General features: G+C 67.2%; 18 protein-coding genes and 1 tRNA gene. 14 read left to right on the plus strand and 5 right to left on the minus strand.

Annotated elements, in window-relative coordinates; all coding sequences use genetic code 11:
- Nucleotides 1-127: 127 nt before the first annotated feature.
- The 5 genes from G6N60_RS13490 to G6N60_RS13510 all read left to right on the plus strand — a co-directional run bounded on the left by G6N60_RS13490 (nt 128) and on the right by G6N60_RS13510 (nt 6,326).
- The gene (locus tag G6N60_RS13490; RefSeq protein ID WP_163737861.1) at nt 128-1,039 is read left to right on the plus strand and encodes an ABC transporter substrate-binding protein; all 912 of its coding nucleotides are present in this window, start codon (nt 128-130) and stop codon (nt 1,037-1,039) included.
- A 10-nt stretch (nt 1,040-1,049) separates the two neighbouring features.
- Nucleotides 1,050-1,988 carry an amino acid ABC transporter permease gene (locus G6N60_RS13495; protein WP_163737864.1) on the plus strand — a complete coding sequence of 313 codons (939 nt, stop codon included), beginning with the start codon at nt 1,050-1,052 and terminating at the stop codon, nt 1,986-1,988.
- Nucleotides 1,989-2,017: 29 nt separating this feature from the next.
- A complete protein-coding gene (locus tag G6N60_RS13500) occupies nt 2,018-2,770 on the plus strand; it encodes an amino acid ABC transporter ATP-binding protein (RefSeq protein ID WP_163743907.1) in 753 nt (250 codons plus the stop codon).
- Between the two features lie 1,039 nt (nt 2,771-3,809).
- Nucleotides 3,810-5,750 carry a cellulase family glycosylhydrolase gene (locus tag G6N60_RS13505; RefSeq protein WP_163737867.1) on the plus strand — a complete coding sequence of 647 codons (1,941 nt, stop codon included), beginning with the start codon at nt 3,810-3,812 and terminating at the stop codon, nt 5,748-5,750.
- A 276-nt stretch (nt 5,751-6,026) separates the two neighbouring features.
- Nucleotides 6,027-6,326 (plus strand): hypothetical protein, encoded by a 300-nt coding sequence (locus G6N60_RS13510; protein ID WP_246240639.1) that lies wholly within the window; start codon nt 6,027-6,029, stop codon nt 6,324-6,326.
- A 37-nt stretch (nt 6,327-6,363) separates the two neighbouring features.
- Here G6N60_RS13510 and G6N60_RS13515 read toward each other — a convergent pair.
- Nucleotides 6,364-6,440: transfer RNA gene (locus G6N60_RS13515), tRNA-Leu, on the minus strand.
- 95 nt (nt 6,441-6,535) lie between these two features.
- Between G6N60_RS13515 and G6N60_RS13520 the strand changes: the two genes are divergently transcribed.
- From G6N60_RS13520 to G6N60_RS13545, 6 genes are all read left to right on the plus strand, one after another.
- Nucleotides 6,536-7,144, plus strand: a complete 609-nt coding sequence (locus G6N60_RS13520; RefSeq protein WP_163737869.1) for a two-component system response regulator PdtaR — start codon at nt 6,536-6,538, stop codon at nt 7,142-7,144.
- Nucleotides 7,145-7,322: 178 nt separating this feature from the next.
- Nucleotides 7,323-8,534, plus strand: coding sequence for a branched-chain amino acid ABC transporter substrate-binding protein (locus G6N60_RS13525; protein WP_163737872.1), 1,212 nt, complete (start codon nt 7,323-7,325; stop codon nt 8,532-8,534).
- An 80-nt stretch (nt 8,535-8,614) separates the two neighbouring features.
- Nucleotides 8,615-9,625: a branched-chain amino acid ABC transporter permease gene (locus tag G6N60_RS13530; RefSeq protein WP_163737875.1), complete on the plus strand. Its 1,011-nt coding sequence runs from the start codon at nt 8,615-8,617 to the stop codon at nt 9,623-9,625.
- On the plus strand, nt 9,622-10,818 hold the full coding sequence (locus tag G6N60_RS13535) for a branched-chain amino acid ABC transporter permease (protein ID WP_163737878.1): 1,197 nt from the start codon (nt 9,622-9,624) through the stop codon (nt 10,816-10,818). Before G6N60_RS13530 ends, G6N60_RS13535 begins: the two co-directional genes overlap by 4 nt.
- Nucleotides 10,815-11,651, plus strand: a complete 837-nt coding sequence (locus tag G6N60_RS13540; protein ID WP_276027881.1) for an ABC transporter ATP-binding protein — start codon at nt 10,815-10,817, stop codon at nt 11,649-11,651. The genes G6N60_RS13535 and G6N60_RS13540 overlap by 4 nt, the downstream gene beginning before the upstream one ends.
- The gene (locus tag G6N60_RS13545) at nt 11,638-12,402 is read left to right on the plus strand and encodes an ABC transporter ATP-binding protein (RefSeq protein WP_163737881.1); all 765 of its coding nucleotides are present in this window, start codon (nt 11,638-11,640) and stop codon (nt 12,400-12,402) included. The genes G6N60_RS13540 and G6N60_RS13545 overlap by 14 nt, the downstream gene beginning before the upstream one ends.
- An 80-nt stretch (nt 12,403-12,482) precedes the next feature.
- Here the strand turns inward: G6N60_RS13545 and G6N60_RS13550 are convergent, their stop codons facing one another.
- Both G6N60_RS13550 and G6N60_RS13555 read right to left on the minus strand, forming a co-directional pair.
- Nucleotides 12,483-13,697, minus strand: a complete 1,215-nt coding sequence (locus G6N60_RS13550; protein ID WP_372510966.1) for a lipid-transfer protein — start codon at nt 13,695-13,697, stop codon at nt 12,483-12,485.
- The gene (locus G6N60_RS13555; protein WP_163737884.1) at nt 13,694-14,146 is read right to left on the minus strand and encodes a Zn-ribbon domain-containing OB-fold protein; all 453 of its coding nucleotides are present in this window, start codon (nt 14,144-14,146) and stop codon (nt 13,694-13,696) included. The genes G6N60_RS13550 and G6N60_RS13555 overlap by 4 nt, the downstream gene beginning before the upstream one ends.
- A 131-nt stretch (nt 14,147-14,277) precedes the next feature.
- Here G6N60_RS13555 and polA point away from each other — a divergent pair, with 131 nt between their 5' ends.
- Nucleotides 14,278-16,938 carry a DNA polymerase I gene (gene polA / locus G6N60_RS13560; RefSeq protein ID WP_163743916.1) on the plus strand — a complete coding sequence of 887 codons (2,661 nt, stop codon included), beginning with the start codon at nt 14,278-14,280 and terminating at the stop codon, nt 16,936-16,938.
- Here polA and G6N60_RS13565 read toward each other — a convergent pair.
- A complete protein-coding gene (locus G6N60_RS13565) occupies nt 16,935-18,080 on the minus strand; it encodes a PrsW family intramembrane metalloprotease (RefSeq protein WP_246240641.1) in 1,146 nt (381 codons plus the stop codon). The genes polA and G6N60_RS13565 overlap by 4 nt on opposite strands.
- A 156-nt stretch (nt 18,081-18,236) precedes the next feature.
- On the opposite strand from G6N60_RS13565, the gene rpsA reads away from it, so the two are divergent.
- Nucleotides 18,237-19,691 carry a 30S ribosomal protein S1 gene (gene rpsA / locus G6N60_RS13570; protein ID WP_163737888.1) on the plus strand — a complete coding sequence of 485 codons (1,455 nt, stop codon included), beginning with the start codon at nt 18,237-18,239 and terminating at the stop codon, nt 19,689-19,691.
- 73 nt (nt 19,692-19,764) lie between these two features.
- The gene (gene coaE / locus G6N60_RS13575) at nt 19,765-20,943 is read left to right on the plus strand and encodes a dephospho-CoA kinase (RefSeq protein WP_163737891.1); all 1,179 of its coding nucleotides are present in this window, start codon (nt 19,765-19,767) and stop codon (nt 20,941-20,943) included.
- 2 nt (nt 20,944-20,945) lie between these two features.
- On the opposite strand, the gene G6N60_RS13580 is transcribed toward coaE, so the two are convergent.
- Nucleotides 20,946-21,530 carry a hypothetical protein gene (locus tag G6N60_RS13580; protein WP_163737893.1) on the minus strand — a complete coding sequence of 195 codons (585 nt, stop codon included), beginning with the start codon at nt 21,528-21,530 and terminating at the stop codon, nt 20,946-20,948.
- Nucleotides 21,531-21,538: the final 8 nt, after the last annotated feature.

The following is a 21,538-nucleotide window of genomic DNA, read 5'->3' on the forward strand; positions in this document are numbered from 1 at the left end:
CAGAACGACGGCCGGCATTAGGTTTCACCTACTAGAGCGCAGCCACCCCGCTAGTGTTCTCACGTCGTTGCCTCGTGATGAATGAAGGCGACCCGATGCAGAAGGAAGAGACAACGTGGTAGCTGGAATGCAAGACCGTCGAGCGGGCGCACGCTGGTGGCGCGGGGCTGCCGTGATCGCGGTGTCGGGCGTGCTGGTGCTGTCGGGCTGTACGAAGAACACCGACACCGCGGGTCCCACGACGCAGACCACCGCGGCGAAGGCCGCCAAGGTCGACGACATCGCCAATACCGTTCCCGAGGAGATCAAGTCGTCGGGCAAGCTCATCGTCGGCGTGAACGTGCCCTACACCCCGAACGAGTTCAAGGATTCCAGCGGCAAGATCGTCGGCTTCGACGTCGACCTGATGAACGCCATCGCCTCGACCCTCGGCCTGACGGCGGACTACCGCGAGGCGGACTTCGCCAAGATCATCCCGTCCATTCAGGGCGGCACCTTCAACGTCGGCATGTCGTCGTTCACCGACACCAAGGAACGCGAGCAGACCGTCGACTTCGTCACCTACTTCTCCGCCGGCTCCCTGTGGGCAAAGCCGAAGGGTTCCGACATCGACCCCAACAACGCGTGCGGCAAGAAGGTCGCGGTCCAGGCCACCACCACCCAGGAGACCGACGAACTGCCCGCCAAGAGCAAGGCGTGCGTCGCGGCAGGCAAGCCCGCCATCGACATCGTGAAGTTCGACGGGCAGGACCAGGCGACCAACGCCGTCGTGCTCGGCCAGGCCGATGCCATGTCGGCGGATTCGCCGGTGACCCTATATGCGATCAAGCAGAGCAACGGCAAGCTCGAGCAGGCCGGGCAGACGTTCGACTCGGCGCCCTACGGCTGGCCGGTCGCCAAGGGCTCGCCGCTGGCGGCGTCCCTGCAGAAGGCGTTGCAGCACCTCATCGACACCGGGGACTACAAGACCATCGCCACCAACTGGGGTGTCGAGGCGGGCATGATCGACAAGCCGGTCATCAACGGCGCGACCAGCTGACCGCCGTTCCATGAGCGTCGACGTTCGCAGCCACGTGGAGCCCGACGGCTCTCCCGCCGCCATCGATGCCGTTCCGTTGCGGCACCCATGGCGGTGGGTGGCGGCGGTCGTCATCGTCGTGCTGCTCGCGCTGTTCCTCTACGGCGCGGCGACCAACGACGCCTACGGCTGGGACACCTTCGGCAAGTACATCCTGGACGAGCGGATCGTCTCGGGCGTATGGGTGACGCTGGAGCTGACGGTGCTGTCGATGATCCTGGCGATCGTGCTGGCGGTCATCCTGGCGGTGATGCGGCTATCGCCCAACCCGGTGTTGCGGTCGGTGGCCTGGGTGTACCTGTGGATCTTCCGCGGCACGCCGGTGTTCGTTCAGCTGGTGTTCTGGGGCCTGTTCCCGACGATCTACAAGAACATTCAGCTCGGAATCCCTTTCGGCCCAACGTTCTTCACCGTCAACATCCAAAACCTCTCGCTGTACTTCCTGCTCGCGGTCGTCGGGCTGGGGCTCAACGAGGCCGCGTACCTCGCCGAGATCATCAGGGCGGGCATCACGTCGGTGCCGGAGGGTCAGGCCGAGGCCTCCACCGCACTGGGCATGTCGTGGCTGATGACCATGCGGCGCACCGTGTTACCGCAGGCGATGCGCGTCATCATCCCGCCGACGGGCAACGAGTTCATCGGTCAGCTCAAGACCACGTCCCTGGTGGCCGCGGTGCCCTACACGTTCGACCTGTTCGGGCGTCAGCGCGACATCTCGGCGGTCCTGTTCCAGCCGATCCCGCTGCTCCTCGTCGCGGCCGGCTGGTACCTGCTGATCACCAGCGTGTTGATGGTGGGGCAGTACTACCTGGAGCGGTACTTCTCGCGCGGGGTGTCGCGCAAGCTGACCACCAAGCAGCTCGAGGCGCTGGCCGAAGCGCAGACCCTCGGCGAGGTGGGGCACACGTGACGACGACCGCGGACGCGGCCGATACGCCGATGGTGAAGGCCGAGGGCGTCTGCAAGAACTTCGGTGCACTCAAGGTGCTCAAGGGCGTCACCCTGGAGATCGGCCGCGGACAGGTGCTGGTGCTCGTCGGCCCCTCGGGCTCGGGCAAGTCGACGTTCCTGCGCTGCATCAACCACCTCGAACAGGTCAACGGAGGCCGGCTCTACGTCGACGGCGAACTGATCGGCTACCACGAACGCGGCGGCAAGCTCTACGAGATGCCCCCGAGGGAAGCCGCCAAGCAACGTCGCGACATCGGCATGGTGTTCCAGCACTTCAATCTCTTCCCCCACCGCAACGCCCTCGCCAACATCATCGAGGCGCCGATGCAGGTCAAGGGCGTCAAGAAGGCCGAGGCCATCGAACGCGCCAAGGATCTGCTGAATCAGGTCGGACTGTCCGACAAGGCGACCGCCTACCCGGCCCAGCTGTCCGGCGGACAGCAGCAGCGGGTCGCGATCGCGCGAGCCCTGGCCATGAATCCGAAGCTGATGCTGTTCGACGAGCCCACCTCGGCTCTTGACCCCGAACTGGTCGGTGAGGTCCTCGGCGTGATGAAGAAGCTCGCCAGCGAGGGCATGACGATGGTCGTGGTGACCCACGAAATGGGTTTCGCCCGGGAGGTCGCCGACCAACTGGTGTTCATGGACGCCGGCGTCATCGTCGAACGCGGCAACCCGCGAGAGGTCCTGAGCAACCCCCAGCACGACCGTACGAAGGCCTTCCTGTCCAAGGTGATGTAGGAGGCCGCCGGCCGCCTGACCCACACCGACCGTGAGACGGCCGAGCGTCGTCGGCCGTCTGCCGACTCCACATACCCGTCGACCCGGCGGGGTGGCCGTCTCCAGCGTTCCTGGGCCCTCCTTCGCGCTCCTGGGCCCTCCTTCGTCAGTGTCGTGGCGTGCAGCGACGGCGAGCCCTCGAGGCTCTCGATGGCTCGGAGGGCGTCTCGTGGTCGGCATCGCGCCGACGCGGGCGTCCGCACACCCCGCGGCACCCTCGGAGCGACAACTTAGCTAATTAGACCGACGCGTCAAAATCAGACAGAGACCAGTTTGTTGCTTTGCTCGAATCGCCCCACCTCGGCCAGCCGTGGTTTGCGGGCGGGCGGCGAACCGGCTCGCTGCCGCGTAGGACCGGCCGCCAGCGTGGCGGGGACGGCACCGGATGGGGCCTCGGCGGCGCCCCTGTGAACGGCTGGCAGAACCATGTGTGAATCATCTCGCCTCGCGACCGCGACGGCTCAGCTGTGACCCGCCTCAGTCACCAGGGGCAAACTCGATAACACCAATCTCGACGCGTGAGATCACGTCCGTTGCCAGAAAGTTACCTTCGCGCATGCCGCTAGCTGACGAGTGTCAAGTCGACGCGCGGTGCCACGTCGAATAGGTTGCAGCGCAGCCGCTTTCAACGCAACTGCGTGCCAAATGCCATCTCCACACCAAATAAATTGCCATGGAATGTTTTGCTGTATTCACACACTCGGTATCGAAATTTGATCTGAAAAGTATGATTCCCAAAACTGGGACAACCGGTCGTGGCAACGTTCACAGCTGTTTCGAAAATTCATTTCAGAATTGGTTGTGCCCGTATCCGCCGCATGGGTTAATTTGATCGCAACGCGCCGCGATCTCCGGCGACGCCAACAGAATGGACACGACGATGGGCTCCAACAAGACGCGCCTCAAGCGACGCTACGCAATCATGACGGTGCTTGCCGTTGCTCCGGTAGCCATCCTCGGCGCGCGTGGTGGAGCTTTGCTCGAACCCTCGCATCGGGTCGTGACGTATGACGTGATGGAGACGGCAGCAATCGATACGTCGTCGTCGACCGTCGGCATCTCCGACGGTGACCTCTACGGCAAGTCGCAGGCCGACATCGACAAGACTCTGGACGAGCTGCAGGCGACTGGCGTCAACACCATCCGCGTCCTCGTGCCGTGGGCGGGCGTCGAGCCGATGCCCGGCGTGTACGACTGGTCCAAGGTCGACGCGATCGTCAACGCCGCCGCCTCGCGCAACATGGCGGTACTCGGCGTGCTGAACTCCACTCCCTACTACGCCACCCAGTCCGGCACCCTGCCCATTAGCGGTGCACCGGCCGATCCGTCGCAGTACGCGGACTTCGCCAAGCTCGCGGCCACCCGGTATGCCGGCAAGATCTCGGCCTACGAGATCTGGAACGAGCCGAACAGCGCGCAGTACTTCCAGACCGCCGGTGACGCGGCCGCGGCGTACACCGCCCTGCTCAAGGCGGGCTACACCGCCATCAAGGCGGCCGACCCCAACGCCCAGGTCGTCGGCGGCGTCGTCGGGTCGGTGGTCGACTTCGGCAACATCACCATCAACCCCGTCACCTTCATCAAGAATCTCTATGCCGACGGCGCCGAGGGCTACTTCGACGCGCTGTCATTCCACCCGTACCACTTCACCACCCCGTTCTCCGAGCAGTCCGGCATCCCGAACACGCCGCTCGAGCAGCTGATCGCCATCCGGCAGCTGATGATCGACAACGGTGACAGCAATCTGCGCATCTGGGCCACCGAGTACGGGCTGCCCTCGGCGATCGGCGGCGAGGCGCAACAGGCGCAATTCGTCTCCGACTTCTTGAACGCGTGGTCCAAGCTGTCCTACGCCGGGCCGTCGTTCATCTACACCACGCAGGACCGGCCGGCGGGCGCCGCCGACCCGGAGGGCACGTTCGGCATCTTCCGGATCGACTGGTCCGCCAAGCCCGTCCAGCAGATCATCAAGGACTTCATCGCCGCGCACACGCCGACGACGCCGCCGACCGACCCCACCGGTCCGACCAACCCCACCAACCCGGTGGACCCCGGCAAGGCGTTCGCCGAGGCCGTGGCCGCGTTCTTCCAGGCCGTGGTGAAGGCCTACCTGAACGCGTTCGCCCAGGCCCTGGCCAACTGGGGGATGTCGCAGCAGGCGGCGGCACCCCAGCTCGCCGCGGCCAAGCTCGCCGTGGAGCCCGCGGCGGCGGACGCCATCCGCGACGCCGCCTCCGAGCAGCTCACCAGCAGCGACACGCTCAACCAGGTCAAGGCCGGTCTGACGGCTGCCACCGACAAGGGCACCGACGCGACCACCGACGAGCAGTCGTCGACCGCGGCCGCCACGACCACGAAGACCGCTGCGTCGACCACGACCCCCGACGTCAGCGACGCCGCGGTCGCCGTCGTCGACGCCACGGCGGTCGGCGCGACCGCGACGTCCACTCCCGCCACCACGGACGCGACGACCTCGGACGCCGCCGCGGCGGACACCACTGCGACGGCGAGCACCAAGGACGACTCGACCACCCCGGCCAAGGAGAGCACGACCCCCGCCGGCAGCGCGTCGTCGGCCGGCACGACGTCGGGTGCCACCGACACCAAGCCGGCCGACACCAAGCCCGCCGACACCAAGCCGGCCGACACCAAGCCGGCCGACGGCGCGAACGAGTCCGGGACCAAGGCCGGAGGCACCACCAAGGCCAGCGGCACCACCAAGACCGGCACGACCAAGACCGGCGACACGGCGACGTCCGGCGCCACCGGCACGTCCGGCACCACCGACAAGCCGAAGAGCGGCAAGGGTGACAAGGATGGCGCTGCGACGAAGGGCGCGGACAACGGGTCGACGGCCGGCCGCCACGCCGCCGACAAGGGCGGCGACACCGCGTCGACGAAGGGCACGCACCACAAGGAACTGAGCGCCGCCGCGCACTGATCCGCCGTGCCGACGAGGTCCCCCAGCCACCAGGTTGGGGGACCTCATCGTTGCGCGACCAATATGGTTGCGCCGCAAGCCGTTCGCGTCGAAGACCCACCGCCGCGCGTCGAACGGGCACTCTCCGTCGCGGGGGTGTCTCAAACCCGTCGACGCCATGAGAATGACCACGGCGAGCATGGCGGAACCAGGCGTAACGTCGTGGTAACGCGACTCATTCGCTCTGGAACCGGACGAGCCGACGTCTCAGTCACTCAACGAGCGGGAAGCCGTCCCATGGTCAATCTCACGCACGCGTTCGCAACGTTCGGATGTGCCGCAGCATTCGCGGCCCTACCCCTGGCCGCAGCAGCACCGGCAGCCGCCACGGAATGCCCCAACGGCACCATGCCCAGCAGCTTCGCCGGGGTGTGCTCGGAGGCCAGTGGTGGCGGCTCCGTGGCAGCCCCACCCCAGGTGGCCCAACCACCCTCCAACGTCTTCCTCAACCCCAATGGCCTGAGCTCGGTCGACGGCGTCCCGTGCACACCGCAGAAGATCGGAAAGTGCATCGCCCTACAGGAGAGTCAGGGCTAAGGGGAGAAGGGTAAGAGGAGAAGGGACTGCCGTTCTCTGGTGCCCTCGGTGAGACTCGAACTCACACTGCACGGGTTTTGAATCCGTTTCCTCTGCCAATTGGGATACGAGGGCCGACGCGATGCGGATTCCCACCATAGAGGATGGGCGAGGGGTGACGTCACGCCCCCGCGGTCGCTGTTTTCGGCCGCTCACGGGACAATGTGCCAATGACCGGGTCACCCACGGAGGCAACCAAGCCGCACCGTGTCCTCATCGCCGAGGACGAAGCACTCATCCGCATGGATCTCGCCGAGATGCTCCGCGAGGAGGGCTATGACGTGGTGGGCGAGGCCGGCGACGGGCAGGAGGCGGTCGAGCTCGCCGAGAGTCTGCGACCCGACCTGGTGATCATGGACGTGAAGATGCCGCGGCGCGACGGCATCGACGCAGCCTCCGAGATCGCCACCAAGCGCATCGCGCCGATCCTCATCCTCACGGCGTTCTCGCAACGCGAATTGGTCGAGAAGGCCCGCGACGCCGGTGCGATGGCCTATCTCGTCAAGCCCTTCTCGATCACCGATCTCGTGCCGGCAATCGAATTGGCGGTCAGTCGGTTCGGAGAAGTCGCGGCGCTGGAGGAGGAGGTCGCCTCCCTGTCGGATCGGCTCGAGACGCGCAAGCTCGTCGAGCGCGCGAAGGGTCTGCTGCAATCGAAGCAGAAGATGACCGAACCCGAGGCCTTCAAGTGGATTCAGCGCGCGGCGATGGACCGTCGCACCACCATGAGGCGGGTCGCAGAAGTCGTCCTCGAAACCCTGGGCACACCCGACCCGTAACGAATGCGTTTCCAGAACAGCCGTTTGGGCCGGTCACACAGCCGACGCTCAGGACACGTTCAATGAACATGACGCACCGGCGCGATGTGTTGGCTATGTTCTACCCGAAGCATCGGCGTCCGAGGCGGCGTGATCAGCGTCGCCGATGCCAATGACAACGTCGACTCGGAGGTGAAACGTGCGCGCTCGCATGGCACGTAGTGCATTGGTTCTCGGGGGCACGGGCTTGCTCGTGTTCGGCATCGCCGGCTGCAGCCAGTCCGCCCCCGACCAGAACTCGTCGCAGGCCAATCTGAAGATCGTCCAGCAGGTGCAGATCGACGAGAACGGCGCCGAGGTGAAGGCGGCCGCGGGAACGACCCCGGCCGATCCGACCGGCGACGGGAAGGCGACCTGCCCGCCCGTGTCGATCGCCATGGCGGGGGCGCTCACCGGTCCCGACGCCGCGTTGGGCATCAACATCAAGAACGGCGTCCAGTTGGCGATCGACAAGCACAACGCCGCCAACCCGGGCTGCCAGGTTCAACTCAAGCCGTTCGACACCGAGGGCGACCCGCAGAAGGCCACCGCCATCGCCCCGCAGATCGTCGACGACCAGTACACGATCGGCTTGGTCGGACCGGCGTTCTCCGGTGAGACGAAGGCGACGGGCACCGTGTTCGACCAGGCCGGCCTGGTCGCGGCCACGGCCTCGGCGACGAACCCGACGCTGAGCCAGAACGGCTGGAAGACCTTCTTCCGCGGCCTCGCCAACGACGGCGTGCAGGGGCCCTCGGTCGCCAACTACATGAAGAACACCCTGAAGTTCAAGAAGGTGTGCGTGGTCGACGACAGCACCGACTACGGCCTCGGATTGGCGACGCCGATCCGACAAACCCTCGGGCCCGTTGCCGATTCGTCGTGCAACATCCAGGTCAAGAAGGGCGACAAGGACTTCTCGGCCGCGGTGACCCAGGTCAAGGGCGCCGCTCCGGACGCGGTCTTCTACAGCGGTTACTACTCCGAGGCCGCGCCCTTCGTGCAGCAGCTGCGCGACGGCGGTGTCACGGCGACCTTCCTCAGCGCCGACGGCACCAAGGATCCGGAATTCGTGAAGCAGGCAGGGGAGGCGTCCAAGGGCGCGCTGCTGTCCTGCCCGTGCGGCCCGGCCACCGGCAGCTTCGCCGACGAGTACACCAAGAAGTTCAATCAGGACCCGGGCACCTACAGCACCGAGGGCTACGACCTCGGCACGATCATGCTGAAGGGCATCGATTCGGGGGCCATCACCCGGCCGGCCCTGCTGGACTACGTGAAGAACTACAACGGTCAAGGCGTCGCCCGCAATTACCAGTGGACGCCCACCGGTGAGCTGACGACCAACCTGATTTGGATGTTCAAGGTTCAGTAACCCGCTGGAACGAGGCGCGTCCGCAGCCGCAGGGCTATGGGCGCGCCTCGTCTCCGTCATCCACCGAGGAGCCGCCGCCAGTGTTATTGGCCGCCAACATCAACTTCAACGTCGACGGCCTGATCAACGGGTTCTGGCAGCTGACGATCGATGGCTTGTCGTGGGGCGCCATCTACGCGTTGGTGGCCGTCGGTTACACGCTGGTGTTCGGTGTCCTGCGGCTGATCAACTTCGCGCACTCCGAGATCTTCATGCTCGGAATGTTCGGCGCCTACCTGTGCCTCGACCTCATCCTGGGTTTCACGCCCAACGGCAACGCCTACAACAAGGGCGTGCTGCTGACCATCGTCTACCTGGCCATCGCCATGGTGTTCGCGATGCTCGTATCGGGTTCGGCCGCAGTCGGTTTGGAGTTCATCGCCTACCGGCCGCTGCGGCGCCGCAACGCGCGGCCGCTGACGTTCCTCATCACCGCCATCGGAATGTCGTTCGTGCTGCAGGAATTCGTGCACTTCATCCTGCCGCACATCATCACTGGCTACGGCGGTTCCAACGCCCAGCAGCCAATCATCCTGGTGCAGCCCAAGACTCAGTTCACCGTCTTCGGGGCCACGGTGACCAACGTGACGCTGGTGATCGTCGCGGCCGCCCTGGTGCTGGCGCTGCTGACCGACATCGCGATCAACCGCACCAAGTTCGGACGCGGCATCCGTGCCGTCGCCCAGGATTCGACGACGGCGACGCTGATGGGCGTCTCGCGCGAGCGCATCATCATGACGACCTTCCTCATCGGTGGGCTGCTGGCGGGTGCCGCGGCGCTGCTGTACACGCTCAAGGTGCCGCAGGGCATCATCTACTCCGGCGGCTTCCTGCTCGGTATCAAGGCGTTCTCCGCGGCCGTCCTCGGCGGCATCGGCAACCTCCGCGGTGCGCTCCTGGGCGGTCTGATCCTCGGCATCATGGAGAACTACGGCCAAGCCCTGTTCGGTACGCAGTGGCGCGACGTGGTCGCGTTCGTCCTGCTGGTGTTGGTGCTGCTGGTGCGACCCACCGGAATCCTCGGTGAGAGCCTCGGGAAGGCGCGCGCATGAGTCATCAGGCGGAACGGAAGACCACGGCGGCGCAGCGCCTGCTGGCTCCCGGTGACGGGCTGCGCGCGTGGTGGGCGGGGCTGTCCCGACCGCAGAAGTGGATCTTCGGCGTCGTCGGCTTCGGGCTGCTGGCGTTGTTGCCGCTCTACACACCGGGATTCGTCGACACCCCCGGCATCAGCTTCGGTGGCACGATGGCCGCGTTCGTGATGATCGCGATCATCGCCATCGGACTCAACGTGGTGGTGGGGCAGGCGGGTCTGCTCGACCTCGGGTACGTCGGCTTCTACGCCGTCGGCGCGTACACGGTGGCACTGCTCACCAGTCCGGACAGTCCGTGGAACAAGATGGCGCCCAACGGCTTTCTGGGCAGGGACTGGGCGTGGCTCGCGTGCGTGCCGTTGGCGATGGCCGTGACGGCGTTGGCCGGGCTCGTCCTCGGCATCCCGACGCTGCGCCTGCGCGGTGACTACCTGGCCATCGTCACGCTGGGCTTCGGCGAGATCATCCGCCTGCTCGCCGACAACCTCTCCGACATCACCAATGGTTCGCGCGGACTGAACGAGATCGCCTACCCGCGGGTGGGGGAGAGCGAGCGACTCGCGAACGGCGTCTTCTCCAGCGGCAACTCCACCGGTCACGCCAACTACGGCACGTGGTGGTTCTGGCTCGGCCTGCTGCTGATGATCGGCATCCTGCTGCTGGTCGGCAACCTCGAACGCAGCCGGGTGGGCCGCGCGTGGGTGGCGATCAGGGAAGACGAGGACGCCGCGGAGGTGATGGGCGTCAACACCTTCCGCTTCAAACTGTGGGCCTTCGTCATCGGCGCCGGCATCGGCGGACTGTCCGGCGCGCTGTACGCCGGTCAGGTGCAGTACGTGGCCCCGACCAACTTCAACATCATCAACTCGATGCTCTTCCTCGTCGCGGTCGTCCTCGGCGGACAGGGCAACAAGCTGGGCGTCATCTTCGGTGCGTTCATCATCGTCTACCTGCCCAACCGCCTGCTGGGCGTGCACCTGTTCGGCGTCAACCTCGGCGACCTGAAGTACCTCTTCTTCGGACTGGCCCTGGTGGTGCTGATGATCTTCCGTCCGCAGGGACTGTTCCCGGTGCGGCAGCAACTGCTGGCGTACGCGAGTAGTGCGCGAAACCTGTTGCGCAAGGCCGACGATTCGAAGGCGGCCGCATGACCGAGCCGGTGATCGACGAAGAGCTCGCCGCCCTGCATCGCGACGTACGGGCCGCCGAGGGTGAAACCCTGCTGGCGACAAAGGATCTCACGGTCAAGTTCGGTGGCCTGACCGCTCTGGACGCGGTGACCTTCGACATCAGGCGTGGTGAGATCCTCGGGCTGATCGGCCCGAACGGGGCGGGTAAGACGACCTGCTTCAACGCCATCACCGGGGTGTACCGCCCGACCTCGGGCACGGTCGTGTTCGACGGCGCCCCCCTCGGCAAGGTCAAACGCCACGAGATCACCCGCCGCGGCATTGCCCGGACGTTCCAGAACATCCGGTTGTGGGGCGAGATGACCGCACTGGAGAACGTCGTCGTCGGCACCGACGCCCGCCACTCGACGTCCGTGCCGGGCGCGCTGTTCCGGACGCCGCGACACCGTCGTGAGGAGAATTCGGCGATCGAGAAGGCCGCCGCCCTCCTGCAATTCGTCGGCATCGCCGAACGGGCCGACGAGAAGGCGAAGAACCTACCCTACGGCGATCAGCGTCGACTGGAGATCGCCAGAGCGCTGGCGACCGAGCCCAAGCTGCTCTGCCTCGACGAGCCTGCCGCCGGATTCAATCCCAGTGAGAAGTCCGCACTCATCGAGCTGATTCGGGCCATCCGCGACGACGGCTACACCGTGCTGCTGATCGAGCACGACATGCGTCTGGTGATGGGTGTGACCGACCGGATCGTCGTCCTGGAGTTCGGTCGCAAGATCGCCGACGGGCTGCCCGCCGAGATCCGCGAGGACCCCGCGGTGATCGCCGCCTACCTGGGAGTGCCCGATGACGAGCTCTGAGCCGACCCCGACCCCGGACGCCGACCCGCGGCCGGTGCTGCTCGAAGTCCGCGACGTGGTGGTGCACTACGGCAGAATCCAAGCGCTGCACGGGGTTTCACTGGTCGTGCGCGAGGGCGAACTCGTCACGCTGCTGGGGTCCAACGGCGCGGGCAAGACGACCATGATGCGCGCCATCTCCGGTCTGCGACCGCTGACCTCGGGATCGGTCTGGTTCGACGGTCGGGACGTGACGAGGGTCAAGCCCCACAACCGGGTGTCCGACGGCCTCATCCAGGCACCGGAGGGACGCGGCGTCTTTCCCGGGATGACCGTCTCGGAGAACCTCGAAATGGGTTGCTACGGACGGAAGTTCGCGAGCCGGGCCGAACACCGCGAACGCTTCGACTGGGTGTTGGAGACGTTCCCGCGGCTCGCCGAGCGGCGCACCCAGGTCGGCGGCACGCTGTCCGGCGGCGAGCAGCAGATGCTCGCGATCGGCCGGGCGCTGATGGCCCGGCCCAAGGTGCTGCTGCTCGACGAGCCGTCGATGGGCTTGGCGCCGATGGTCATCTCGCAGATCTTCAAGATCATCTCCGAGATCAACGAGACGGGCACCACGGTGCTGCTGGTGGAGCAGAACGCGCAGCAGGCGCTGAGCCGCTCCGACCGTGCCTACATCCTCGAGACCGGGGCGGTCACCCGGTCGGGAAACGCGCGAGAGTTGTTGGCGGACGACGGCATTCGCGCCGCCTACCTCGGCGTCGCCTGACCGTTCCTCCCCGCGAGCAGACGCAAAGGGCCCTGAAAACACCCAAATGGGGGCCCTTTGCGTCTGCTCGGCAGAGAAACTCAGCGGGCGACGATCACCGACGAACCGTGGCCGAACAGTCCCTGATTGGCGGTGATGCCGACGGTCGCGCCCTCGACCTGTCGGCCGGTGGCCTGTCCCTTCAGCTGCCAGGTGAGCTCGCACACCTGCGCGATCGCCTGCGCGGGGATGGCCTCCCCGAAGCACGCCAGCCCGCCGGAGGGGTTGACCGGAATGCGGCCGCCGATCGTGGTGGCGCCACTGCGCAGCAGTGACTCGGCCTCGCCCTTGGCGCACAGGCCCAGGTGCTCGTACCAGTCCAGCTCCAGCGCGGTCGACAGGTCGTAGACCTCGGCCAGGCTGAGGTCGTCGGGTCCGATGCCCGCCTCGGCGTACGCCGCATCGAGGATCTGGTCCTTGAACACCCGGTCGGGCGCGGGGACGACCGCGGTCGAATCGGTGGCGATGTCGGGTAGTTCGGGCAGATGCTGCGGGTAGCGCGGGGTCACCGTCGACACCGCGCGGACCGACGGCACGCCCTTGACGGACCCAAGGTGCTTCTCCGCGAACGACTTCGACGCGACGATCAGGGCCGCGGCGCCGTCGGAGGTCGCGCAGATGTCGAGCAGCCGCAGCGGATCGGAGACCACGGGGGAGGCCAGCACGTCGGCGGTGGTCACGTCCTTGCGGAAGCGCGCGTTCGGGTTCTGCAGGCCGTGCTGAGCGTTCTTCACCTTGACCTGGGCGAAGTCTTCGAGAGTGGCGCCGTAGAGGTCCATCCGGCGGCGCGCCAGCATCGCGAAGTACACCGGGTTGGTCGCGCCGATGAGGTGGAACCGCTGCCAGTCGGGGTCGTTGCGGCGTTCGCCACCGACGGGGGCGAAGAAGCCCTTCGGCGTCGTGTCGGCGCCGATCACGAGGGCGACGTCGCAGAACCCCGCCAGGATCTGTGCGCGAGCGCTCTGCAGCGCCTGCGACCCCGAGGCACAAGCGGCGTAGCTGGAACTGACCGGCACGCCGTTCCATCCCAGCTTCTGGGCGAAGGTGCCACCCGCGACGAAGCCCGGGTAGCCGTTGCGGATCGTGTCGGCGCCGGCGACGAGCTGGATCTGGCGCCAGTCAAGGCCGGCCTCCGCCAGCGCGGCGCGCGCCGCGACGACGCCGTACTCGGTGAAGTCACGGCCCCACTTGCCCCAGGGGTGCATGCCGGCGCCCAGGATGTAGAGCGGCTCCGGGGATGTCTCGGCGGTGCTCACGAGGCGATCCTCCAGGCGTGCACGGTACGGACGAAGCCGTCCTCGTCGGTGTAGAGCGGCATGGTCGTCAGCTCCATCTCCATGCCGACCCTCAGGTCGGCGGCCAGGGTGCCTTCGACGACCTTGCCCAGCACGATGATGCCCTCGTCGGCGAGCTCGACCGCGGCCACCGCGAACGGTTCGAACGGATCGGGGGCCGGATACGGCGGCGGTGGCGCGTACTGGTTCTCGGTGTAGCTCCACAGGGTGCCGCGCCGCGACATCGCGACCTGCTCGAGGTCGTCGCCGTCGCAGGCGGGGTTGGGACAGTTGGTGCTTCGCGGCGGGAACACGTACGTGCCGCACGTCGTGCATTTGCCGGCGAGCAGGTGCGGTCGTCCCGCGTCGTCGAGGGCGAACCACCCGTCGATGGCCGGTAGTGGCGCTTGGGCGTCGGTTGTTCCTGGCACGCGGCCAGCGTAAACGATTCGAGCGACGAAACTGCAACGTGTTGCAGTTTCGATGGCGGGTCCTGGCTGTCGGCGGGGGTGAATAGAGTGAGGGCGTGAGCCCAGCCAAGACCGACACCAAGCCCACACTGATGCTGTTGGACGGCAATTCGCTGGCGTTTCGCGCCTTCTACGCGCTGCCCGCGGAGAACTTCAAGACCCAGGGCGGGTTGACCACGAACGCGGTCTACGGCTTCACGGCGATGTTGATCAACCTGCTGCGCGACGAGCAACCCACGCACATCGCCGCGGCGTTCGACGTGTCGCGGCAGACCTTCCGGTCCGAGAAGTACCCGGAGTACAAGGCGGGCCGGTCGGCCACCCCCGACGAGTTCCGCGGCCAGATCGACATCACCAAGGAGGTGCTGGTCGCACTGGGCATCACCGCCCTGGCCGAGCCGGGCTTCGAAGCCGACGACATCATCGCCACGCTGGCCACGCAGGCCGAGCACGAGGGCTACCGCGTCCTCGTCGTCACCGGCGACCGCGACGCGCTGCAACTGGTCAGCCCCGACGTGACCGTGCTGTACCCGCGCAAGGGAGTGTCGGAGCTGACGCGGTTCACCCCCGATGCGGTCGTGGAGAAGTACGGCCTGACGCCGACGCAGTACCCGGACTTCGCCGCGCTGCGCGGTGACCCCAGTGACAATCTGCCCGGCATCCCGGGCGTGGGGGAGAAGACGGCGTCGAAGTGGATCGTCGAATACGGGTCGCTGCAGGCCCTCGTCGAGAAGGTCGACACCGTGAAGGGCAAGGTCGGAGAGGCGTTGCGCGCCAACCTGTCTCACGTCATCCTCAACCGCGACCTGACCGAACTGGTCAAGGACGTGCCCCTGGCCCAGACGCCGGACACGCTGCGGATGATGCCGTGGGACCGCGACCAGATCCACCGGCTCTTCGACGACCTCGAGTTCCGCGTGCTGCGCGACCGCCTATTCGAGACGCTGGCGTCGGCAGACCCCGAGGTGGAGCAGGGCTTCGACGTGAAGGGCGGGGTGCTGGAGCCCGGCCAGCTCGCCGCGTGGCTCGCCGAGCATGCCACCGGAAAGCGCACCGGGCTGGCCGTCGTCGGCACCCATCTGGCGTTCGACTCCGACGCCACGGCGCTGGCCATCGTGTCGGCCGACGGCGAGGGCTGCTATCTCGACACCACGACGCTGGGCCAGGAGGACGAGGCGGCCCTGATGGCCTGGCTGGCCGACGAGGACGCACCGAAGTCGCTGCACGAGGCGAAGCTCGCGATGCACGACCTCGAGGGCAGGGGCTGGACGCTGGCGGGCGTCACCTCCGACACCGCGCTGGCGGCCTATTTGGTGCGACCCGGGCAGCGCAGCTTTGCCCTCGACGATCTCGCGGTGCGCTACCTCAAACGGGAGCTGCGCGCGGAAAACCCCGAGCAGCAACAACTTTCGCTACTCGATGACAACAGCGGCGTCGACGACCAGGCCGTGCAGACGCTGCTGCTGCGAGCCTCCGCAGTCGCCGACCTCGCCGACGCCCTCGACGAGGAGCTGGCGAGGATCGACTCCACGGCGCTGCTGAGCCAGATGGAGCTGCCCGTGCAGCGGGTGCTCGCCAAGCTCGAGGCGACGGGCATCGCCGTGGACCTCGACCTGCTCGGTCAGTTGCAGAGCCAGTTCGCGAACCTCATCCGCGACGCCGCGGAGGCGGCCTACGAGGTCATCGGCAAGCAGATCAACCTCGGGTCTCCCAAGCAGCTGCAGGTGGTGCTGTTCGACGAGCTCGAGATGCCGAAGACCAAGCGCACGAAGACCGGCTACACAACCGACGCGGATGCGCTGCAGGGTCTGTTCGACAAGACCGGACACCCGTTCCTGCAGCATCTGCTGGCCCACCGCGATGCCACCCGGCTCAAGGTGACCGTCGACGGGCTCCTGAACGCCGTGGGCTCGGACGGACGAATCCACACGACGTTCAATCAGACGATCGCGGCGACGGGTCGGCTGTCCTCCACCGAACCCAACCTGCAGAACATCCCGATCCGCACCGAGGCGGGCCGCCAGATCCGCGAGGGCTTCGTGGTGGGGAGCGGTTACGCCGAGCTGATGACGGCGGACTACAGCCAGATCGAGATGCGGATCATGGCGCACCTGTCGAAGGACGACGGGCTCATCGAGGCGTTCAACACCGGCGAGGACCTGCACTCGTTCGTGGCCTCCCGGGCATTCGGCGTGCCGATCGACGAGGTGACGGCCGAACTGCGGCGCCGGGTCAAGGCCATGTCCTACGGTCTGGCGTACGGGCTCAGCGCCTACGGCCTGGCCGCGCAGCTGAAGATCTCCACCGAGGAGGCCAAGCTGCAGATGGACGCCTACTTCGCGCGGTTCGGCGGAGTCCGCGACTACCTGCAGTCGGTCGTCGACCAGGCGCGCAAGGACGGGTACACCTCGACCGTGCTCGGCAGGCGGCGCTACCTACCGGAGTTGGACAGCAGCAATCGCAACGTCAGGGAGGCAGCGGAGCGGGCCGCGCTGAACGCCCCGATCCAGGGCAGTGCCGCCGACATCATCAAGGTCGCGATGATCGACACCGAGACCGCCATCCGCGAGGCGGGCTTGCAGTCGCGCATGCTGCTGCAGGTGCACGACGAATTGCTGTTCGAGGTGGCCGACGGCGAACGCGAGGCCCTCGACGCACTGGTCCGCGACAAGATGGGCGGCGCCTATCCGCTCGACGTGCCCCTGGAGGTCTCGGTGGGGTACGGCCGCAGCTGGGACGCTGCGGCGCACTAGCGGGCGGGCGCCCGGTACGCGCCGAAGTACTGCAACACCGGGGCGGACGCCCGCGCGGCATACACGCCGTAGGTCTCCTCGGTCAGCAGCGCGCGCAGGCGCTCGTCGTGGGCGCCGCGGTCGATGCGGTCGCGGACGAACGCCAATTCCACGACCTGCAGCGCAAAGTGTCTGACGCCCTTGGCGGCCGGCTTGCCCGCGAACCGGGCGACCTCGTCGATCGCGCGTCGACGCTCGCGGAGCGACCCCAGCCACGTGGCCTCGTTCGGCGTGACCACACCGGCGGCGACCATGCCCGGCAACTTCGCGGCGACCACCCTCTGCTCCCGGCGCCGCGACGTGACGGCCAGCACGATCGCCAGCGCGAACACCGGCACCATCCACAGGAAGTAGACGAGCAGGTAGGCCTCGATGCCGAAGAACGACGAACCGTTCCACAGCGCGTGCAGCAGCACCGCGCCGGCGTAGCCGAGCAGGACGCACCCGACCTTGCCGAACGTGCCGCGGCGCTGCGAGGCGAAGTACACGCCGATCGCGGTGGCGGTGGTGAAGAGGGGATGGGCGAACGGGCCCATGACCAGTCGCAGGCCCGCCGTGGCCAGCGAGCCGCCCAGGGATTCACCGCCGCCGATGTAGCCGATGTTCTCGAACCAGGCGAATCCGGCGGCGGTGATGCCCGCGTAGACCAGGCAGTCGGTCAGCGAGTTGACTTCGTTGCGGCGCCGCCCGGTCAGCATGATCAGTAGGAATGCGCCCTTGGCGGCCTCCTCGACGAGCGGCGCGACGATGGTGATCGCGACGAAGTCATCCGTCGCCGCCTGCCCGGTGGCCAGGAGCTTGCCGAACGCGAGTTCCAGGGCCACTGAGACCACCACGGCGACCGAGGCACCCCAGCCGAAGGCCAGCAGCAAGAGCCGGGTCGGCTCGGGCTCGAAGCGATCCAACCAGAGGTAGGCCATCAGCACGACCGCCACGGCTGCCGTGGCCAGCACGAACCCGATCGAGGTCCCGACGGGGTTGACGGCCGTCAGCAGGATCACCGCTAGCGCGGCGACGACCCCCATCGCGATGATGACGCCCAGCGGCGCCCCGACCTTGCGCACCTTCCTCGGCAGCGGTCGCGGCGTGAAGGGGTTCGGCACGGGGGCAGCGTAGCGTCTGGGGCAGGCCGAGTTTGTCCAGCGTGGACACCGTCGAGTAGTCTCAACGGGTACCCGTGTGCGCGCGATTGCGCATAGCACCAGTACTCACCACATCAATTGTCCCTACGATTCAACCTGTCCGGAGCCACCCACCACATGCCAAGTCCGTCCATCACCTCGCCGCAAGTAGCCATCAACGACATTGGCTCTGCCGAGGACTTCCTCGCCGCGATCGACAAGACCATCAAGTACTTCAACGATGGCGACATCGTCGAAGGCACCATCGTCAAGGTCGACCGTGACGAAGTTCTGCTCGACATCGGTTACAAGACCGAGGGTGTCATTCCCTCCCGCGAACTCTCCATCAAGCACGACGTCGACCCCTCAGAGGTGGTGTCCGTCGGTGACGAGGTCGAAGCACTGGTCCTCACCAAGGAGGACAAAGAAGGTCGTCTGATCCTGTCCAAGAAGCGCGCTCAGTACGAGCGCGCCTGGGGCACGATCGAGGAGCTCAAGGAGAAGGACGAGGCCGTCAAGGGCACCGTCATCGAGGTCGTCAAGGGTGGTCTCATCCTCGACATCGGCCTGCGCGGCTTCCTGCCCGCATCGCTGGTCGAGATGCGTCGCGTGCGCGATCTGCAGCCGTACATCGGCAAGGAGATCGAAGCCAAGATCATCGAGCTCGACAAGAACCGCAACAACGTAGTGCTCTCGCGCCGCGCCTGGCTCGAGCAGACGCAGTCCGAGGTGCGCAGCGAGTTCCTGAACCAGCTGCAGAAGGGCGCGGTCCGCAAGGGCGTCGTCTCCTCGATCGTCAACTTCGGCGCGTTCGTGGACCTGGGCGGCGTCGACGGCCTGGTGCACGTCTCCGAGCTGTCGTGGAAGCACATCGATCACCCCTCCGAGGTCGTGCAGGTGGGCGACGAGGTCACCGTCGAGGTGCTCGACGTCGACATGGACCGCGAGCGGGTTTCGTTGTCGCTCAAGGCAACTCAGGAAGATCCGTGGCGCCACTTCGCGCGTACCCACGCGATCGGCCAGATCGTGCCCGGCAAGGTCACCAAGCTGGTGCCGTTCGGTGCGTTCGTCCGCGTCGAGGAGGGCATCGAGGGCCTGGTGCACATCTCGGAGCTGTCCGAGCGCCACGTCGAGGTCCCGGACCAGGTGGTCCAGGTCGGCGACGACGCCATGGTCAAGGTCATCGACATCGATCTCGATCGTCGTCGCATCTCGCTGAGCCTCAAGCAGGCCAACGAGGACTACACCGAGGAGTTCGACCCGTCGAAGTACGGCATGGCCGACAGCTACGACGAGGCGGGCAACTACATCTTCCCCGAGGGCTTCGACTCGGAGACCAACGAGTGGCTCGAGGGTTTCGAGAAGCAGCGTGACGAATGGGAGGCCCGGTACGCCGAGGCCGAGCGTCGCCACAAGATGCACACCGCGCAGATGGAGAAGTTCGCGGCGGCCGATGCGGAGGCAGCCAGCCGGCCCGCCACCGCCAACGGTTCCTCGACGTCGTCCAGCTCGGGTGAGCCCTCCACCGGCGGAACGCTCGCCAGTGACGCTCAGCTGGCCGCGCTGCGGGAGAAGCTCGCAGGCAACGCCTAAGTTCGCGACCGAACGCCCCGGCTCATCGCGAGCCGGGGCGTTCGCCGTATGCGGCCCCTGACACACTGGTGCCGTGCTTCGTATCGGGTTGACCGGCGGTATCGGCGCCGGAAAGTCAACGGTGTCCTCGACGTTCGACGAACTCGGCGGGGTGATCGTCGACGGCGACGTCATCTCCCGCGAGGTCGTGCAGCCCGGCACCGAGGGCCTGGCCGCGCTCGTCGAGGCCTTCGGATCGGAGATCCTGCTGCCCGACGGCGCGCTGAACCGGCCCGCGCTGGCGGCGGTGGCGTTCAGCGACGACGAGAAGCGCGCAACCCTGAACGGGATCGTGCATCCGCTGGTCGGGAAGCGGCGGGCCGAGCTGATCGAGGCGGCGCCGCAGGACGCGGTCATCGTCGAGGACATTCCCCTGCTGGTGGAGTCGCAGATGGCTCCCATGTTCCCGCTGGTGATCGTCGTCCACGCCGACGAGGAGACGCGGGTGGCGCGCCTGACCGGACAGCGGGGCATGCCCGAGGCCGATGCGCGGGCCAGGATCGCCGCCCAGGCCAGCGAGGAACAGCGCCGCCGGGTGGCCGACGTCTGGCTCGAGAACACCGGCACGCCAACAGAACTCGCCGACCGCGCCCGCGCGCTGTGGACCGAGCGCATCCTGCCCTTCGCCCATAACGTGCAGTGCGGCCGGCCCGCGCAGGTGGCCCCGCGCCTGGTGGCCGCCGACCCGTCCTGGGCCGATCAGGCCGCCCGCATCCTGGCCCGGTTGCGGACGACCTGCGGGCACCGGGCGATCCGGGTCGACCACGTCGGCTCCACCGCGGTGCCCGGACTCGACGCCAAGGACGTCATCGACGTCCAGGTCACCGTCGCGTCACTGGACGTCGCCGACGAATTGGCCGACGCGCTGCTGGCCGCCGGCTACCCCCTGGTTCCCGACATCACCTCGGACGTCGCGCACACCGAGGACGAATCGTTGTGGCACAAGCGATTTCATGCCTCCGCCGACCCCGGCCGACCGACGAACGTCCACCTGCGGGTCGACGGCTGGCCCGGCCAGCAGTTCGCCCTCCTGTTCGTCGACTGGCTGACGGCCGATGCCGACGCACGCGCGGAGTACCTCGCGACGAAGCGCGCGGTAGCCGACGAGGGTCACGAGACCGCGGGGGAGTACGCCGTCGCGAAGGAACCGTGGTTCGCCGACGCCTACCGCCGGGCGTGGCAGTGGGCCGTCGAGTCGAACTGGCGCGCCTAGCGTCAGGCCGCTGGCGCCGGTGGCGCGGGGTCCGACGGCGTGTCCGGCGGGGTCGGGTCGGTGGGGGCGGTGTTGCCGACGGGGAAGTTGGTGACCGTTCCGCAGCTGAGGACTCCGTAGCCGGGATCGTCGTGCTGCGGCGTCAACCGGGGGGCCACGAACTGGTCGGCCTCGGCGATGATCTGGTCGTCGACCAGGATTTCGCAGTGCAGGCTCGCGGAGTAGGGCCACTGGATCGACACCTGCATGCCCGCGTCGCGCGTCTGGGTCACGACGCCGGTGGCCTCGAAGGTGCGGCCGGGCACCATCGTCGGGGTGGCGGTGTTGACCTGATTGTCGGCGATCGCGTAGCTGATGGTCGCACCCCGCGAGACCCCGTCCACGCGCGCGCGATAGGTCACGTTGTAGGGACCCGGTCCGAGGTCGGCGGTCGGCGACGGCGGAGGCGTGTCGGCCGCCTGCGCGGTCGCGTCGGGCCCCTGGGGAGTGCCCGCGTCGCCGTGTGCGACCGAGGGAAAGACCTGCGCGCTGAGCAGCACGACGGTCGCTGCTGCGCCCGTCAGCAACCCACACTTAGTCAAGCTCATGACCACGG

This window comes from Mycolicibacterium madagascariense (assembly GCF_010729665.1).
In the GTDB taxonomy this organism is placed as follows: domain Bacteria; phylum Actinomycetota; class Actinomycetes; order Mycobacteriales; family Mycobacteriaceae; genus Mycobacterium; species Mycobacterium madagascariense.

Bases quoted from the DNA above. Each gene is read 5' to 3' on its own strand.
- rpsA (WP_163737888.1), top strand. From the start codon at position 18,237: ATGCCAAGTCCGTCCATCACCTCGCCGCAAGTAGCCATCAACGACATT.
- G6N60_RS13500 (WP_163743907.1), top strand. From the start codon at position 2,018: ATGGTGAAGGCCGAGGGCGTCTGCAAGAACTTCGGTGCACTCAAGGTG.
- G6N60_RS13495 (WP_163737864.1), top strand. From the start codon at position 1,050: ATGAGCGTCGACGTTCGCAGCCACGTGGAGCCCGACGGCTCTCCCGCC.
- G6N60_RS13580 (WP_163737893.1), bottom strand. From the start codon at position 21,530: ATGAGCTTGACTAAGTGTGGGTTGCTGACGGGCGCAGCAGCGACCGTC.
- G6N60_RS13535 (WP_163737878.1), top strand. From the start codon at position 9,622: ATGAGTCATCAGGCGGAACGGAAGACCACGGCGGCGCAGCGCCTGCTG.
- G6N60_RS13540 (WP_276027881.1), top strand. From the start codon at position 10,815: ATGACCGAGCCGGTGATCGACGAAGAGCTCGCCGCCCTGCATCGCGAC.
- G6N60_RS13545 (WP_163737881.1), top strand. From the start codon at position 11,638: ATGACGAGCTCTGAGCCGACCCCGACCCCGGACGCCGACCCGCGGCCG.
- G6N60_RS13490 (WP_163737861.1), top strand. From the start codon at position 128: ATGCAAGACCGTCGAGCGGGCGCACGCTGGTGGCGCGGGGCTGCCGTG.
- G6N60_RS13510 (WP_246240639.1), top strand. From the start codon at position 6,027: ATGGTCAATCTCACGCACGCGTTCGCAACGTTCGGATGTGCCGCAGCA.
- polA (WP_163743916.1), top strand. From the start codon at position 14,278: ATGCTGTTGGACGGCAATTCGCTGGCGTTTCGCGCCTTCTACGCGCTG.
- G6N60_RS13520 (WP_163737869.1), top strand. From the start codon at position 6,536: ATGACCGGGTCACCCACGGAGGCAACCAAGCCGCACCGTGTCCTCATC.